The 14,622-nt window shown below is 65.0% G+C and carries 16 protein-coding genes; 5 read left to right on the top strand and 11 right to left on the bottom strand.

Translation table 11 applies throughout. The features are described from left to right. Positions 1-13 precede the first annotated feature (13 nt). Together DWV00_RS22825 and DWV00_RS22820 are read left to right on the top strand one after the other, a co-directional pair. Positions 14-433, top strand: a complete 420-nt coding sequence (locus tag DWV00_RS22825) for a group II truncated hemoglobin (RefSeq protein ID WP_115535899.1) — start codon at positions 14-16, stop codon at positions 431-433. 11 nt (positions 434-444) lie between these two features. Further along, entirely contained in the window at positions 445-1,071 is a 627-nt protein-coding gene (locus DWV00_RS22820) for a DUF924 family protein (RefSeq protein ID WP_245964993.1), read from the top strand. Between the two features lie 20 nt (positions 1,072-1,091). Here the strand turns inward: DWV00_RS22820 and DWV00_RS22815 are convergent, their stop codons facing one another. The 11 genes from DWV00_RS22815 to DWV00_RS22765 all read right to left on the bottom strand — a co-directional run bounded on the left by DWV00_RS22815 (position 1,092) and on the right by DWV00_RS22765 (position 10,595). Further along, entirely contained in the window at positions 1,092-2,906 is a 1,815-nt protein-coding gene (locus DWV00_RS22815) for an ArnT family glycosyltransferase (RefSeq protein WP_147297960.1), read from the bottom strand. Positions 2,907-3,125: 219 nt separating this feature from the next. Next, complete coding sequence (locus DWV00_RS22810; RefSeq protein ID WP_115535897.1) at positions 3,126-3,881, bottom strand: SDR family oxidoreductase; 756 nt, start codon at positions 3,879-3,881, stop codon at positions 3,126-3,128. Positions 3,882-3,954: 73 nt separating this feature from the next. Continuing rightward, positions 3,955-4,539, bottom strand: coding sequence for an LOG family protein (locus DWV00_RS22805; RefSeq protein ID WP_115535896.1), 585 nt, complete (start codon positions 4,537-4,539; stop codon positions 3,955-3,957). Between the two features lie 199 nt (positions 4,540-4,738). Further along, complete coding sequence (locus tag DWV00_RS22800; RefSeq protein WP_115535895.1) at positions 4,739-5,446, bottom strand: TetR/AcrR family transcriptional regulator; 708 nt, start codon at positions 5,444-5,446, stop codon at positions 4,739-4,741. Between the two features lie 165 nt (positions 5,447-5,611). Then, positions 5,612-6,118: a diacylglycerol kinase gene (locus DWV00_RS22795; RefSeq protein ID WP_115535894.1), complete on the bottom strand. Its 507-nt coding sequence runs from the start codon at positions 6,116-6,118 to the stop codon at positions 5,612-5,614. After that, complete coding sequence (locus tag DWV00_RS22790) at positions 6,115-7,149, bottom strand: glycosyltransferase family 4 protein (RefSeq protein WP_115535893.1); 1,035 nt, start codon at positions 7,147-7,149, stop codon at positions 6,115-6,117. Before DWV00_RS22790 ends, DWV00_RS22795 begins: the two co-directional genes overlap by 4 nt. 31 nt (positions 7,150-7,180) lie before the next feature. Then, positions 7,181-8,119: a UDP-2,3-diacylglucosamine diphosphatase gene (locus DWV00_RS22785; protein WP_115535892.1), complete on the bottom strand. Its 939-nt coding sequence runs from the start codon at positions 8,117-8,119 to the stop codon at positions 7,181-7,183. A 124-nt stretch (positions 8,120-8,243) separates the two neighbouring features. Continuing rightward, positions 8,244-8,789: an RDD family protein gene (locus tag DWV00_RS22780; RefSeq protein ID WP_115535891.1), complete on the bottom strand. Its 546-nt coding sequence runs from the start codon at positions 8,787-8,789 to the stop codon at positions 8,244-8,246. Positions 8,790-8,811: 22 nt separating this feature from the next. Beyond that, positions 8,812-9,582 (bottom strand): DUF3106 domain-containing protein, encoded by a 771-nt coding sequence (locus tag DWV00_RS22775; RefSeq protein ID WP_115535890.1) that lies wholly within the window; start codon positions 9,580-9,582, stop codon positions 8,812-8,814. Positions 9,583-9,603: 21 nt separating this feature from the next. After that, complete coding sequence (locus DWV00_RS22770) at positions 9,604-10,035, bottom strand: DUF3619 family protein (RefSeq protein ID WP_115535889.1); 432 nt, start codon at positions 10,033-10,035, stop codon at positions 9,604-9,606. Beyond that, positions 10,032-10,595: an RNA polymerase sigma factor gene (locus DWV00_RS22765; RefSeq protein WP_115535888.1), complete on the bottom strand. Its 564-nt coding sequence runs from the start codon at positions 10,593-10,595 to the stop codon at positions 10,032-10,034. Before DWV00_RS22765 ends, DWV00_RS22770 begins: the two co-directional genes overlap by 4 nt. Positions 10,596-10,965: 370 nt before the next feature. Here DWV00_RS22765 and DWV00_RS22760 point away from each other — a divergent pair, with 370 nt between their 5' ends. The 3 genes from DWV00_RS22760 to ilvC all read left to right on the top strand — a co-directional run bounded on the left by DWV00_RS22760 (position 10,966) and on the right by ilvC (position 14,439). Beyond that, positions 10,966-12,729 carry an acetolactate synthase 3 catalytic subunit gene (locus DWV00_RS22760; RefSeq protein ID WP_115535887.1) on the top strand — a complete coding sequence of 588 codons (1,764 nt, stop codon included), beginning with the start codon at positions 10,966-10,968 and terminating at the stop codon, positions 12,727-12,729. A 118-nt stretch (positions 12,730-12,847) separates the two neighbouring features. Further along, positions 12,848-13,339, top strand: a complete 492-nt coding sequence (gene ilvN, locus DWV00_RS22755) for an acetolactate synthase small subunit (RefSeq protein WP_115535886.1) — start codon at positions 12,848-12,850, stop codon at positions 13,337-13,339. An 83-nt stretch (positions 13,340-13,422) separates the two neighbouring features. Next, on the top strand, positions 13,423-14,439 hold the full coding sequence (gene ilvC, locus DWV00_RS22750) for a ketol-acid reductoisomerase (RefSeq protein WP_115535885.1): 1,017 nt from the start codon (positions 13,423-13,425) through the stop codon (positions 14,437-14,439). The last annotated feature ends 183 nt before the right edge of the window (positions 14,440-14,622 follow it).

Genomic DNA, 14,622 nt, shown 5'->3' with positions numbered 1-14,622 from the left:
TTTGGTTGACGGTATGAGTAACGAATTGAACGACGACGAAGCGCAGGCGAAGCAGCCTAGCGCGTTCGACCTCGTAGGCGGCGAAGTGCGCGTACGCGAGCTGGTTGACCGCTTTTACGATCTCATGGATCTCGAGCCCGAATTCGCGGGCATCCGCGCGCTGCATCCGGCTTCGCTCGACGGCTCGCGCGACAAGCTGTTCTGGTTCCTTTGCGGGTGGCTCGGCGGCCCCGATCTCTACATCGAACGCTTTGGCCATCCCCGGCTGCGGGCGCGCCATTTGCCGTTCGCGATCGCTTCGTCGGAACGCGACCAATGGGTGCGCTGCATGGCATGGGCGATGGAGGACACCGGGTTGCCGCAGGCGCTGCGCGAGCGGCTCGTCACGTCGTTTTTCGATACGGCCGATTGGATGCGGAATCGGCCGGGTTGATGGAGCCGCTGATGTATCGAATGGAAACGGACGCCGACTACGCCGCGCTCCATCCCGACGCGCGGGCCGTTCTCGACTTTTGGTTCGGCGAGCCCGGCATGCCGGCGTTCGGCATGCCGTCGAAGCGTTGGTTCAAGCGCGATGACGCGTTCGACGCGCTGATTCTCGAGCGCTTCGGCGAAACCCTCGAGCGCGCGCGGCGCGGCGAATGCGATGCCTGGCTGCGCACGCCGCTCGGCGCGTTGGCGCTCATCGTCGTGCTCGACCAGTTTTCGCGAAATACCTGCCGCGGCCGCGCCGACGCGTTTGCGTACGACGCATACGCACTCGCGGCGGCCCGGCGCCTCGTGGGCATCGGCGCCCATCACGATCTTCCGTCTCCGGAGCATCGCGCGTTCGCCTTTCTGCCGTTCGAGCACTCGGAGTCGGAAGCTGCTCAGCGCGAATCCGTGCGTCTGTTCGAAGCGCTGTCTCGCGAAATGGGCTCGACGGGCAAGGGCGGCTATTACGACTATGCGTGCCGGCATGCGGCCGTGATCGAGCGATTTGGACGATTCCCCCATCGCAATGCCGCGCTCGGGCGCGAATCGACCGACGAGGAGCTTGCCTTCCTGCGCGAGCCCGGTTCGTCGTTCTGAAGACGAGGGCAAGCGCCGGCTTATCCGTCATCGCGCGTGCGCGCTTCTATCGGCATTCGCCTGCGCAAAAACACGCGCAGCAGTTCGTCGTTGTCGCCGGGGCGCGCGCCCGACCACACGGGTGTCCAGGTGACGCCAGGATCGAAGTCGGTATGGCGGCCCTGGACGATGAGCCACCGGCAGCGCGTCTCGTCGACGTCGGCATCGGCGATCGGCCGGTGCAAGACGCCGGCGAAGTAGTAGAGCATCGGTGCTTCCGATTCGCCCAGATCGAGGCTGGCCATGCAGTCGTCGGCCCTCCACGAGCTATCGAGGTGCAGCGACAAATCCTCGAATACCGACCGGTAGCTCTTCGCTTCGTCGATCCAAGGCAACAGCAGCGTAAAGACGAGCCCCCAGACGAGCATGACGCCGGCGGCCCAGCTGAAGGCACCGCGCCACGAGCCCGTCAGTCGCAGCCGGGGCATCGCCCAAAGCCAGCCGAGCGTCAGCGCGAGGCCGGTCAGGACCGCGCTCGGATGGATCGGCAACGTCCAGTCGAGCGGTAGCCAGCGGCCGAGCCAGCGCACTTTGGCATGCGTGCTCGCCGCATCGGTCATCTCGGACCAGACGAGCCAAGTCAATACCGCCGCCGCACCGAACAGCACGCGGCTCGCGTAATCCCAAGCAACGTGGAAAACGCGCGGCCAACGCTCGAGTTCCTGGCCCGCGATCAGCGCGAGCGGGGCGATGAAGGGCAATAGATAAAGCTCGCGAGCCGTCGCCGACACCTGCAGAACGGCGATGCCGACCGCGGCGAAGACGGCCGGAATCGCCACGCCCGGCGTGCGCAGGCGGCGCCATGCGCCGGTCGCGAGCGCCGCGAATGCGAGCGGGCCAGCCGGAAAGGCGGCCGTGAGCAGGACGCGCCAGATAAAAAACGGCTTGTCGTTGCCCGATCCCAGCGTTTGCACCGAGAAACCGAAGAAGCGCCCGACGTTGTTGTCCCAGAACCAAACCTTGAACAACTCGGGCGAGCGGCAGTAGAAGGCGATGGGCCAGATCAACGCGAACGGCGCGAAGACGAATGCGGCGACGCCGATCGCGCGCGCAAAGTCGCGGCCGCGGCAGGCCGGATACAGCACCGGCAGCGCGCAGAGCGTCGCGCCGAACACGAGCGGCAGAAACAGGCCCTTCGTCATGAAGGTGATGCCGACGCCCGCGCCGAACGCAAGCGCGGCGCGATCGGCGGCGCCGCGGTCGATGCGGCCGTCGATGGCCCTGCGCGTCGTATCCAGCGCGGCGACGAGTTCATAGAGTCCGGCGAGCCCAAGCGCGGCGCCGGCCATGAGCGCGACGTCCGTCATCATGTCGTGCGTGTGCTTGATGACGAGCAGCGTCGTGCCGAACAGCGCGAGCGTGCCGAGCACGCGCAGATCGAGCACGCTGCGAGCACGCGCGATTCGGCGTGCGAGGTGTGCGACGCAGGCGAGCGCGAGTGCCGTGAAGAGCGCGCTGGCGAGCCGCGCCGCGTCGTGCAGCGGGAGCCAGCCTCGGCCGAGCCAGGCTAGGCCCGCGGCGACCCAGTCGTAGAGCGGCGGCTTCTCGACGAACGGCTGGCCCGCATTGATCGGCACGACGAGGTCGCCCGTTTCCAGCATGTGCTGGATGATGCCGAACGTGTACGTTTCGTCCTGCTTCCAGGGATCGTGGCCGACCGTGCCGATCAGCAGATAGGCGCAGAGCACGGCAGCGAGCGCAAGCAGGGCCTGCAGACCGTAGCGTGCCGCGAAGGGCAAGGCGAAGGCATCGCGCACAGGCGCGAGCCTGCGAGCGGAATCGGATGTTTCCGGCATGTTTTGACGTGTCGGGTGGCCGCACCCTGCATGGGATGCGGCCTGGGGCTACTCTCGAGGCTGACCGGCTTGCCGTGGGCCCCGAGCCCGGAGTGCGGGCGGCCCGATGCGCGCGGCTTTGCTAGCCAGTGCGCATCATCCTAGAGAGCGCGCAAGCTGATGTCTGACGAAAAACGTCATGATTTGTGAAGTTTTGTCGCGCGGTAAATTGGCAGACGCTCAGCGGCCGCCGCTGACGTCGAGCAGGGCGCCGTTGACGTACGAAGCGGCGTCGCTGAGCAGCCAGACGATGGCTTGCGCCACCTCGTCGGCATGGCCGGCCCGGGCCAGCGGCGTTTGGGCGCCGAGCATGGCGGCGCGCTGCGGGTGGCCGCTGCTGGCGTGGATATCGGTATCGATCAGCCCCGGACGCACGCCGTTGACGCGCACGCCTCGGGGGCCGAGTTCCTTGGCGAGACCGATCGTCATCGTATCGATGGCGCCTTTCGAGCCGGCGTAGTCGACGAATTCGTTCGGCGATCCGAGCCTCGAAGCCGCCGACGAGACATTGACGATGACGCCGCCGCGCCCGCCGCGGTCGGTCGACATGCGCCGGGCCGCCTCGCGTGCGCACAGGTAGGCGCCGAGGACGTTGACGTCGAACATGCGCTTGAGCCGCGCGGTGTCCATCTCGGCGAGCGGCATCGACGGCGCGACGATCCCGGCGTTGTTCACGAGCGCATCGACGCCGCCGAAGGCGGTTTCGAGTTCGTCGAACATGGCGACGACGGCCGCTTCGTCGGCGACGTCGCCGGGCAGCAGCACGGCGCGGCCGCCCGCGTTTTCGGCGTCGTCGGCCGTTTGCTGGGCCGCCGCGAGATCGCTCACGTAGTTCACGCCGATCGCGGCGCCTTGCCGGGCGAGCATGCGGGCGGTGGCGCGGCCGATGCCGCGGCTGGCTCCGGTGATGAGGACGACGCGGCGTTCGGCATTCATTGGGCAACCTCCGGCAAGTAGCGATGACGGCGATGACGAAAGGGAGCCAGGCCGGCCCCCGTCCTCACCCCATTCAGACGACTTCCCTCTGCGTCGCCCATTTGTCGCGGCCGGGCGGATGGTAGCGGCGCAGCTTCTCGAGCAGCGAGCGCGCATCGGCGTCGATCTGGAGGATGTCCAGATAGGCTTGCTGCATGAAGCCTTCGCGCACCGTGTGCTCGAGCATGCCCACGAGCGGCGTGTAATAGCCGCCGATGTCGTAAAGGCCGATCGCCTTTTGGTGATAGCCGAGCTGGGCCCAGGTGTAAACCTCGAACAGCTCTTCGAGCGTGCCGGCGCCGCCGGGCAGCGCGACGAACGCATCGGCCAGATCGGCCATCATGCGCTTGCGCTGATGCATGTCCGGCACGACATGCAGCTCGGTCAGGCCCTTGTGGCCGACTTCCTTGCCGACGAGCAGCTCCGGAATGACGCCGACGACGCGCCCGCCCGCGGCCAGCACTTCATCGGCGATGACGCCCATGAGGCCGACGCGTCCGCCGCCGTAGACGAGCGAGCAGCCGGCATCGACGAGTGCCCGGGCGAACGCCTGCGCCGCTTGCGCATAGACGGGCTTGGCCCCGATCGAGGAGCCGCAGTAGACGCAGACTGACTTCATGCAGCCTCCCGCCGGGCCGCCCCTAGGGGCGTAGCAGGGAATTCGCGGAGCATCGCTCCGTGCCTGCGAAGCCGGCCGGCTCTGCCAAGCCGGCCGTGGACGGCTGCCGCCCCCTCGGGGGGCAGCGTGTCGATCCGGAGTAGCGCTTTAGCGTGTACTCCGGTCCCATGCAACGCTAGTAGTGAGCGTGGGGGCAGTTTCATACCGAGTTGTCCTTGCCGCGCGCGGGCAGGTAGTCCTGGAATTGGCGCTTGGGCAGTTTGCCCGAGACCAGATCGTCGAACAGCTGCCGCGAGCGGCCGCGCAGGTACGGCGCCATCATCGAGATCACGTGCACGCTGACTTGATGCAGTTCGTCGCGGATCGCTTCCTGATCGTTGTACTTGCGCGGATGCATGACGAACTGATACGAGAGCCAGTACGTGGCGATCACGCCCATGTTCGTCGCGATGACTTGGACCTCCTCGGGGGACGCGACCATTTCCTCATCGGCGACGAGCAGGTCGCACATCTCCTTCGCGAAGCGCACCTTGTGGCTGATGATCTGCTTGAAGTGCGTCTCGAGCGTGCGGTTGCGCGCGAGCAGATCGTTGAGATCGCGATAGAGGAACCGGTAGGTCCACATGAAATCGGCCATGTACTGCAAGTACGACCATGTTTCGTCGATCGTCGGACGATGGTCTTCCGGAAAACGCAGCCGCTTCTCGATCGCCTGCTCGAACTGGGCGAAGATGCTGTTGATGATGTCGTCTTTGTTGCGGAAATGGTAGTAGAGATTGCCTGGGCTGATCTCCATTTCCTCCGCGATCGTCGTGGTAGTGACGTTCGGCTCGCCGATTTCGTTGAACAGCTTCAACGATAATTCGAGGATCCGTTCGCGGGTGCGGCGGGGAGTTTTGGCTTCCATGTCGTCCGGCCCTGTGCTGCCAGGCACGCGCGGCGCTCGCGCGACGCTGCGTTGATGCGCCCGGCTCGGTTGGTATCTTTGGCACTGCGTCGGGCGATTATAAACCGGTCGTTCTGTTCCCCGGACTTTGGGATAGGGTTTTCGTGGAAAGGGCCTAGAAAGGGCCTAGAAGCCGAGCCAGCGCGCGAGAATCGGGCCGACGATGAGCGCCCAGGTCAGCACACAGGCGGCAAGCGCGACCATGACGGCCGCGCTGCCGAGATCTTTGGCGCGGCGCGACAGTTCGTGGCGCTCGAGCGAGATGCGGTCGATCGCGGCTTCGACGCTCGAATTGAGCAGCTCGACGATCAGCACGAGCAGCACGGAGCCGATCAGGAGCACGTGGGACACCGCGTCGACGGGGACGAGCGAGCCGCACGGCACGAGGATGGCGGCGAGCGTGAGTTCCTGGCGGAACGCGCTCTCCTCTTGAATCGCGACGCGAAAGCCGGCGATCGAGTTCTTCATCGCGTGCCAGGCGCGCGTGAAGCCGCGGTTTCCCTTGTAGGGATTGAACGGCAGAGGCGCGAGCGGATCGTCGGGCGAGAGCGGCTCGTGCTCGGCGCTCTCGTGCGTGTCGAGATCGGCATGATCGTCGTGCTCGTCGTCCACGAGCGGCTCGTCGCGTTTCATGCGGCGGCGTTTTCCTCGCGCGTGGCAGCGCGCTGAAGCGGTTTCAGATGGGTGGCGAACTGCATCGAGGCCGCTTGCCACGAAAAGCGCTCAGCCCATGCGCGGGCGTCGGCGCGGTCGATCTTGAGCGCATCGAGGCACGCCTCGCGCAAGTCCTCGTTCATCGCGCCCGCATTGCTGTCGTCGCCGAGCACGTCGATCGGGCCCGTGACGGGGTAGGCCGCGACCGGTGTACCGCAGGCGAGCGCCTCGAGCAGGACGAGGCCGAACGTGTCGGTCCGGCTCGGGAACACGAACACGTCGGCCGCCGCGTAGACCTTCGCCAGTTCGGCTTGCGTCAGCACGCCAAGATAGTTGACCTTGGGATAGCGCGACTTGAGCTCGGCGAGCGCGGGACCTTCGCCCGCCACCCACTTCGAGCCCGGCAGATCGAGCTTGAGAAAGGCTTCGACGTTCTTTTCGATCGCCACCCGGCCCACGTACAGGAAGATCGGCCGCGCGGTGTTGAGCACCTTCGAATCCATCGGATGGAAGATGTCGAGATCGACGCCGCGGGTCCACAGGACGACGTTGTCGAAGCCGTGCTGTTCGAGGTCGTGCTTGACCACGGGCGTGGGCGCCATCACGGCCAGCGAGGGGCCGTGGAACCAGCGCAGGAATCGGTAGGTGGCCGTGGTCGGGATGCCGAAGCGCGCTTGCACGTACTCGGGAAAGCGCGTGTGGTAGGCCGTCGTGAACGGCAGGCCGCGGCGGATCGCATAGGCCCGCGCGGCCATGCCGAGCGGGCCTTCGGTGGCGATGTGCAGCGCGTCGGGCGCGAACTCGTCGATGCGCGCGTGCACGCGCCGGCGCGGCAGCAGCGAGAGACGGATCTCGGGATAGGTCGGGCAGGGGATCGTGCGGAATTCGAGCGGCGTGAGCAACTCGACGCGATGGCCGAGCGCCGTCAGCTCGCGCGTGGTGTTCTTCAAGGTGCGCACGACGCCGTTGACCTGAGGTTCCCAGGCGTCGGTGACGATCATGATTTTCATGCGGTCGGGTCCGGTTCGCGAAGCGGTTCGGTTAGGCCGTAGCCTTGGTGGTGCGCGGATTGGCGGCCGGCGAGCGCATGACGGTCCAGTAGACCAACTTGAGTTCGCCGTCCAGCGTTTCGACGAGTGCCGACAAGCTCTCGACCCAGTCGCCGTCGTTGCAGTAGAGCAAGCCGTCGACGTCGCGGATCTCGGCCTTGTGGATGTGGCCGCAGACGACTCCGTCGCAGCCGCGGCGGCGCGCCTCCTCGACCATCACGTGCTCGAACGAGGAGATGAAGTTGACCGCGTTCTTGACCTGATGCTTCAGGTACTGCGAGAGCGACCAGTAATGCAAGCCGAACCGGCTGCGCACGCGGTTGAACCAGCGGTTCAGCACGAGGATCGCCGTGTAGGCCGTGTCGCCCAGATACGCGAGCCACTTCGCATGCTGGATGACGCCGTCGAACAGGTCGCCGTGCACGATCCACAGGCGCTTGCCGCCGAGCGTCGTATGGAATGCTTCGCCGCGCACGTGGATGTCGCCGAACGCGAGATCGCAGAACTGGCGCGCGCCCTCGTCGTGGTTGCCGGGGATGTAGACGACCTGCGTGCCTTTGCGGGCCTTGCGCAGAATCTTCTGGACGACATCGTTGTGCGCCTGCGGCCAGTACCAGCCTTTCTTCAACTGCCAGCCGTCGATGATGTCGCCGACGAGATACAGATATTCCGACTCGTTGTGCCGCAGAAAGTCGAGCAGGTACGGCGCCTGGCAACCGCTCGATCCCAGGTGGATATCCGAGAGCCAGATCGTGCGGTAGCGCAGCGGGTCGCCGACGCCGTCGTCGTGCTGGTCGCCCGATGCATCGAGCACCGCGGACCCCGATGGGAGCGCGGGTCCGCCGCCGGGCGGAGCGGGTTGAAAGGGGACGGTTTCGACGCTTGCGCCGAGTTGCCTAAGTAGGGAAGTCGCGGACGTCGTGCGGTCCATGGCTTCTCGCGTCGAGTTGGACATGGCGCACATTGCGCCATGCGCCCGTGACTGCAACATGACAGTCACGAGAACTTCTTATTACGGTTGTTTTATGGGCGAGGGACGGGGTGGCCGGAAGCCGTCAACGGGCCTCGACGGCCACGATGCGGGTGCCGGCTAGGCGGTCGTGCGGGAATTGCCGGGCGGGGTCGAGCCGGGCCGCCGCCGCCCATAGCGCGAACCAGGCGAGCGTCGCGAGGAGCGTGGCCGGCACGGGCAGGTGCAGCAGCGGATGAAGCGCAAGCGGCGGCAGGAACCAAAGCCAGGCGGCCAGGTAGCGGGCAAGGGCTCGGGCGGGCTTGGGCGGCCGGCCCGTTTGGACGGCGACGAGCCGCAGCCGCCAAGTTTTCATCGGCAGGGTCTGGCCACCGCGCGTCCAGCACCAGACGAAGTAGGCGCCGACGACGAGCGCGACCCAGAGTGTGAGCAGGTTGTGATGCGTGAGACCGTTGCGCTGCTGCGTCAGCGTCCCGAACAGATAGCCGGAGATGAACACCACGCCGAACAGCAGCACGCTTTCGTAGACGAGGGCCGCGAGGCGGCGCCGGATCGTCGGCACCGGTGGCGCCGAGGGCGTGGGCGCCGATGGGGCGGCGGCGGGCGGTGTGCTCGGCGCTTGGGCGTTCATCTCGGTGCGCTCGGGTTCATTCCTACGCGCCTTTGAAAATGGACGGCTGGTCCGACGGCGACATCGGCGTCGCCGGCACGGGCACCTTCGTGTTGACGGGGCCGGAGGCCGGCGCGGCACCCGAGGCCGGGCCCCCCGGGGCGGCTGCTGCGGCGCTGGCGGCCGCGGCGGCGGAAGCTGCTGCTCCGCTGGCGCCGAGCGGCGGATTCACGATGCCGTTCAGCCCGCGGATCTCGCTGCGCTCGCCCGAAGGCGGTGCGCTGACGATCGTGGGCCGGCGCTTGCGCCCGATGGCCGCGAGCTTCGCCTTTTGCTCGGGCGAAAGCTCCTGATACGCTTGCCAAGCCTTCTTGCGCGCTTGGGGCGGCAGCGACTTCGAAACCTGGTAGTTCTCGCGTGCGACGCGCCGCTGCTCGGGCGTCATGCGGGCCCATTCGGCCATGTGCTCATGCAGCCGTTTTTGCGCTTCAGGCGACATCTTCGCGAAACGTGCCGCGATCCTGATCCATTGGCGCTTGCGTTCGTCGCTGAACGTGTTCCATTCGGAAGCGAACGGCGCGAGTGCCTTGTGCTGCGCGTCGCTCAAGTGCGACCACGAGAGCGGGTTGGTGTCGTTCGCGAGCGGGGGGAATTCCACGGTGAGCGCGGCCGGGGCCGGCGGCGCGACGCCCGGCGCGCCTGCCGGCGGATGCGCGGGCGGGTGCTCGAAGAATCGGGGGTACGTGGCGGCGAACGCGACCGCCGCGGCGATCGCGCATCCGAAAACAACCGCCAAGCCGCGCTTGTAGCTCACCGGGATCGCTCTCCGCCTGCCTTAGCGTGCTCGGGACAGGTACGCATTGAACCCGTGGTCGAGGTAAGCGTTCAGCGGCAAGTCGTCGTTGAGCATGGCCGCGTCGATGTCGGCCAACTCGGCGGAGCGCTGCAGGTTTTCCCAATAGGCGATGACGGTGATGCCCCCGACTAGTGCCACCAGGGGCCATACGCGCAGCACGCGGCCGAGCGGCGACAGCCGGCGCTTCGGCTCGCTCGGTGGCGCAAATGCGGCGCCGGCCCCGGCATGCGCGAGCACCGGCACGAAAGCCGGGGCGGTCACGGTTTCAGGCTTCTTGCGCGAGAGGGCGAGACGACGCGCGCCGGCCAGGCGGTCGAGCGTGGCGGCGGGCAAATCGGCTGCGCTTTCGTCGAGCGCGCGGCGAATCTTGCCCGCGAACTCGGATTCTTTGATTTCTGCAGCGGAGCTCATAGCGTAATTCCTTTGGCCTTGAGCGCGACCGCCAACGTGTGCGTCGCTCGCGAGCAGTGCGTTTTCACGCTGCCCTCGGAGCAGCCCATCGCGGCGGCGGTCTCGGCGACATCCATATCTTCCCAGTAACGCATGAGAAACGCTTCCCGTTGACGCGCCGGCAATTTTTGGATCTCTTCGTCGATCAGGGAGAGTACCTGTTCGCGCTCGAGCTTGAGCTCGCTGCTCACGCCGGCGCTCGAGCTATCGTCTGCTTCGATCGTTTCCAGCGGGTCGAATTCCTCGTCGTCGGCACCGCCGAGCGACGAAAACAGGCTGACCCATGTGTTGCGCACTTTCTGACGACGAAAGTAGTCATGCATCACATTCTGCAAGATACGCTGAAATAGGAGCGGAAGCTCGGCAGCGGGGCGGTCGCCGTATTTTTCGGCGAGCTTGATCATCGCGTCCTGGACGATGTCGAGGGCGGCATCGTCATCGCGCACGGCGTAGACGGTCTGCTTGAACGCGCGCCTTTCGGCGCCCGCCAGAAAATCGGCGAGTTCCTTGTCTGATGCCATCCCGAGGGGGGCGGTGCGAAATGCTCGCGTGCGCCGTAATCGATAGAAAAATGTCGTAAAACTCGCGGATGCTAGCAAATTTTCGAGACGGTTGGGGGCGATCCGTGTGTCGATCGGTCCGAAAAGCATGCTTTTTGGGCGTAAAACGACCGGATCGGCCCCAACTGGAGTGGGGCCGGATCGTCAATTTTCACTTGACCTGGGCGCGCACAACCGATAACGTTTCCGGTTCGCAACATAAGTGACTAGTCTCTTTTTGGGCGGGCCCATGAGGTCCGTCTGTCAAAGTGGACGCGCCGCTTGAACCCGAGCCACAAGCCCGGCAGAGAGCACCCGATCAATTTTTTGCCGAAAATTCGAAAGGTTAACGATGAACATGCCCAGCGCGGAATTCTCCACGTCGGATACCACTCCTCCCCACGAAGCCGGTTCGATCGGTGCCACCGTGCTCATGCGCGCATTGGCCGATGAAGGCGTCGAGGTGCTTTGGGGCTATCCAGGCGGCGCGGTACTGTATATCTACGACGAACTCTACAAGCAGGACAAAGTCCAGCACGTGCTCGTGCGCCATGAGCAGGCAGCCGTTCATGCGGCCGATGCCTACTCGCGCTCGACGGGCAAGGTCGGCGTCTGTCTCGTGACGTCCGGCCCCGGCGTGACGAATGCCGTCACCGGCATCGCCACGGCCTATATGGACTCGATCCCGATGGTCGTCATCAGCGGGCAGGTTCCGACGGCCGCGATCGGCCAGGATGCCTTCCAGGAATGCGACACCGTCGGCATCACGCGTCCGTGCGTGAAGCACAATTTCCTCGTGAAGGACGTGCGCGACTTGGCCGAGACGGTCAAGAAGGCGTTCTTCATCGCTCGCACGGGGCGTCCGGGCCCGGTGCTGATCGACATCCCGAAAGATATTTCGAAAACCCCGTGCCAGTACGAGCCCGTCAAGAACGTGACGCTGCGTTCGTACAATCCGGTCACCAAGGGTCATTCGGGCCAGATTCGCAAAGCCGTTTCGCTGCTGCTGTCGGCCAAGCGTCCGTACATCTACACGGGCGGCGGGATCATCCTGGCCGATGCGTCGCGCGAGCTCAATCAGTTCGCCGATCTGCTCGGCTATCCCGTCACGAACACGCTGATGGGGCTCGGCGGCTACCGCGCGAGCGACAGGAAATTCCTCGGCATGCTCGGCATGCACGGCACGTACGAAGCCAATATGGCGATGCAGCACTGCGACGTGCTGATCGCCATCGGCGCGCGTTTCGACGATCGCGTGATCGGCGATCCGCAGCACTTTTCGTCGCGTCCGCGCAAGATCATCCACATCGACATCGATCCGTCGTCGATCAGCAAGCGCGTGAAGGTCGATATTCCGATCGTCGGCGACGTCAAGGAGGTGCTCAAGGAGATCATCGAGCAGCTCCAGCACGCCGAACACGGCCCCGACACCGAAGCGCTGGCGCAGTGGTGGAAAGAGATCGAAGGCTGGCGCGAGAAGAATTGCCTCAAGTACGACCGCAAGAGCGAGATCATCAAGCCGCAGTACGTCGTCGAAAAGCTCTGGGAGCTGACCGACGGCAACGCGTTCGTCTGTTCCGACGTCGGCCAGCACCAGATGTGGGCCGCGCAGTTCTACCGCTTCGACAAGCCGCGCCGCTGGATCAACTCGGGCGGTCTCGGCACGATGGGCTTCGGCCTGCCGGCGGCGATGGGCGTGAAGATGGCGCACCCGGATTCGGAAGTCGTCTGCATCACGGGCGAAGGCTCGATCCAGATGTGCATCCAGGAACTGTCCACGTGCAAGCAGTACGACACGCCGGTCAAGATCATCTCGTTGAACAACCGCTATCTGGGCATGGTGCGCCAGTGGCAGCAGATCGAGTACAGCAAGCGCTATTCGCATTCGTACATGGATGCGCTGCCCGACTTCGTGAAGCTCGCCGAAGCGTACGGCCACGTGGGTATCCGGGTTGAAAAGACGGCCGATGTCGAGCCGGCGCTGAAGGAAGCGCTGCGCTTGAAGGATCGCACCGTGTTTCTCGATTTCCAGACCGATCCGACCGAAAACGTCTGGCCGATGGTCCAAGCCGGCAAGGGCATCTCGGAGATGCTGCTCGGCGCGGAAGACCTCTAAAGACGAACCCGCACCGGACCCATTCGCTCGCTGAGCGCTCTCACGAAGGGCGTGTCCCAACGAGTCGAAGCAGTTCGGCGCGGCTGGCAATCGATATCTGGATAAACGGGAAAGCAACATGAGACATATCATCTCCGTCTTGCTGGAGAACGAACCGGGCGCGCTGTCGCGTGTGGTCGGTCTGTTTTCGGCACGCGGCTATAACATCGAAACCTTGACGGTGGCGCCGACGGAAGACCGTTCGCTGTCGCGCCTGACCATCGTCTCCATTGGCTCGGACGACGTGATCGAACAGATCACGAAGCACTTGAACCGCCTGATCGAGGTGGTGAAGGTGGTCGACTTGACCGAAGGCGCCCACATCGAGCGCGAGCTGATGCTGATCAAGGTTCGGGCGGTCGGCAAGGAACGCGAGGAAATGAAGCGGATGGCGGATATTTTCCGCGGCCGTATCATCGACGTGACCGAAAAGACCTACACGATCGAGCTGACGGGGGCGAGCGACAAACTCGACGCCTTCATCGAAGCGCTCGACGCCACCGTGATTCTCGAAACGGTCCGTACGGGCAGTTCGGGCATCGGGCGCGGCGAACGCATTTTGAAGGTGTAACGCAAGCCAACCGATCGACGCCCGCCGGGCGGCGGGCGATTTTTGAAGAATTTGACGAATACGATTAACGCGAAGGAATCGACATGAAAGTTTTCTACGATAAAGACGCCGACCTGTCCCTCATCAAAGGCAAGGACGTCACGATCATCGGCTACGGCTCGCAAGGCCATGCTCACGCACTGAACCTGAAGGACAGCGGCGTGCGCGTGACGGTCGGTCTGCGCAAAGGCGGCGCGTCGTGGAAGAAGGCCGAAGGCGCCGGCCTGACCGTCAAGGAAGTGGCCGAAGCCGTGAAGGGCGCCGACGTCGTCATGATGTTGCTGCCGGACGAGCAGATCGCCGACGTCTACAAGAACGAAGTGCACGCGAACATCAAGGAAGGCGCGGCGCTCGCGTTCGCGCACGGCTTCAACGTGCACTACGGCCAAGTCATTCCGCGCGCCGACCTCGACGTGATCATGATCGCGCCGAAGGCACCGGGCCACACCGTGCGCGGCACGTACTCGCAAGGCGGCGGCGTGCCGCACCTGATCGCCGTGGCGCAAGACAAGTCGGGCGCGGCGCGCGACGTCGCGCTGTCGTACGCGGCGGCGAACGGCGGCGGCCGTGCCGGTATCATCGAGACGAACTTCCGCGAAGAAACGGAAACGGACCTCTTCGGCGAACAAGCCGTGCTTTGCGGCGGTACCGTCGAGCTGATCAAGGCCGGTTTCGAGACGCTCGTCGAAGCGGGCTACGCACCGGAAATGGCCTACTTCGAATGCCTGCACGAGCTCAAGCTCATCGTGGACCTGATCTACGAAGGCGGCATCGCCAACATGAACTACTCGATCTCGAACAACGCCGAGTACGGCGAGTACGTCACGGGCCCGCGCGTGGTCACGGAAGAGACGAAGAAGGTCATGAAGGACGTCCTGAAGGACATCCAGACGGGCGAGTACGCCAAGAGCTTCATTCTCGAGAACAAGGCCGGCGCGCCGACGCTGCAATCGCGCCGCCGCTTGAACTCCGAGCATCAGATCGAGCAAGTGGGCGAGAAGCTGCGCGCGATGATGCCGTGGATCGCGAAGAACAAGCTCGTCGACCAGTCGAAGAACTAAGACTAAGTTTTAGACTGAGGCCAAAGCCTCGCGCGTTACGTCACATTACGTCATGCGCGGGGCCGGCCGGTGCGAGGAAAGGGCCCGCGCGCCGGGTTCGCCATGCGGCGTCGTGCCGTGGGCGAATGCCTGATCACCCTCCGAAAGCCGTCCCGTGCGTCTCGTACGGGACGGCTTTTGCTA

The sequence above is a fragment of the Trinickia dinghuensis genome (genome assembly GCF_003367175.1).
GTDB lineage: Bacteria > Pseudomonadota > Gammaproteobacteria > Burkholderiales > Burkholderiaceae > Trinickia > Trinickia dinghuensis.
The sequence above is the reverse complement of the archived record's forward strand: the minus strand, read 5'-3'. Positions and strand labels throughout refer to the sequence as shown.

Coding starts and splice junctions, on each gene's coding strand:
- DWV00_RS22780 (WP_115535891.1), bottom strand. CDS start 8,789: ATGAACGCCCAAGCGCCGAGCACACCGCCCGCCGCCGCCCCATCGGCG.
- DWV00_RS22770 (WP_115535889.1), bottom strand. CDS start 10,035: ATGAGCTCCGCTGCAGAAATCAAAGAATCCGAGTTCGCGGGCAAGATT.
- ilvC (WP_115535885.1), top strand. CDS start 13,423: ATGAAAGTTTTCTACGATAAAGACGCCGACCTGTCCCTCATCAAAGGC.
- DWV00_RS22805 (WP_115535896.1), bottom strand. CDS start 4,539: ATGAAGTCAGTCTGCGTCTACTGCGGCTCCTCGATCGGGGCCAAGCCC.
- DWV00_RS22810 (WP_115535897.1), bottom strand. CDS start 3,881: ATGAATGCCGAACGCCGCGTCGTCCTCATCACCGGAGCCAGCCGCGGC.
- DWV00_RS22785 (WP_115535892.1), bottom strand. CDS start 8,119: ATGGACCGCACGACGTCCGCGACTTCCCTACTTAGGCAACTCGGCGCA.
- DWV00_RS22765 (WP_115535888.1), bottom strand. CDS start 10,595: ATGGCATCAGACAAGGAACTCGCCGATTTTCTGGCGGGCGCCGAAAGG.
- DWV00_RS22795 (WP_115535894.1), bottom strand. CDS start 6,118: ATGAAACGCGACGAGCCGCTCGTGGACGACGAGCACGACGATCATGCC.
- DWV00_RS22760 (WP_115535887.1), top strand. CDS start 10,966: ATGAACATGCCCAGCGCGGAATTCTCCACGTCGGATACCACTCCTCCC.
- DWV00_RS22790 (WP_115535893.1), bottom strand. CDS start 7,149: ATGAAAATCATGATCGTCACCGACGCCTGGGAACCTCAGGTCAACGGC.
- DWV00_RS22800 (WP_115535895.1), bottom strand. CDS start 5,446: ATGGAAGCCAAAACTCCCCGCCGCACCCGCGAACGGATCCTCGAATTA.
- DWV00_RS22820 (WP_245964993.1), top strand. CDS start 445: ATGTATCGAATGGAAACGGACGCCGACTACGCCGCGCTCCATCCCGAC.
- ilvN (WP_115535886.1), top strand. CDS start 12,848: ATGAGACATATCATCTCCGTCTTGCTGGAGAACGAACCGGGCGCGCTG.
- DWV00_RS22815 (WP_147297960.1), bottom strand. CDS start 2,906: ATGCCGGAAACATCCGATTCCGCTCGCAGGCTCGCGCCTGTGCGCGAT.
- DWV00_RS22825 (WP_115535899.1), top strand. CDS start 14: ATGAGTAACGAATTGAACGACGACGAAGCGCAGGCGAAGCAGCCTAGC.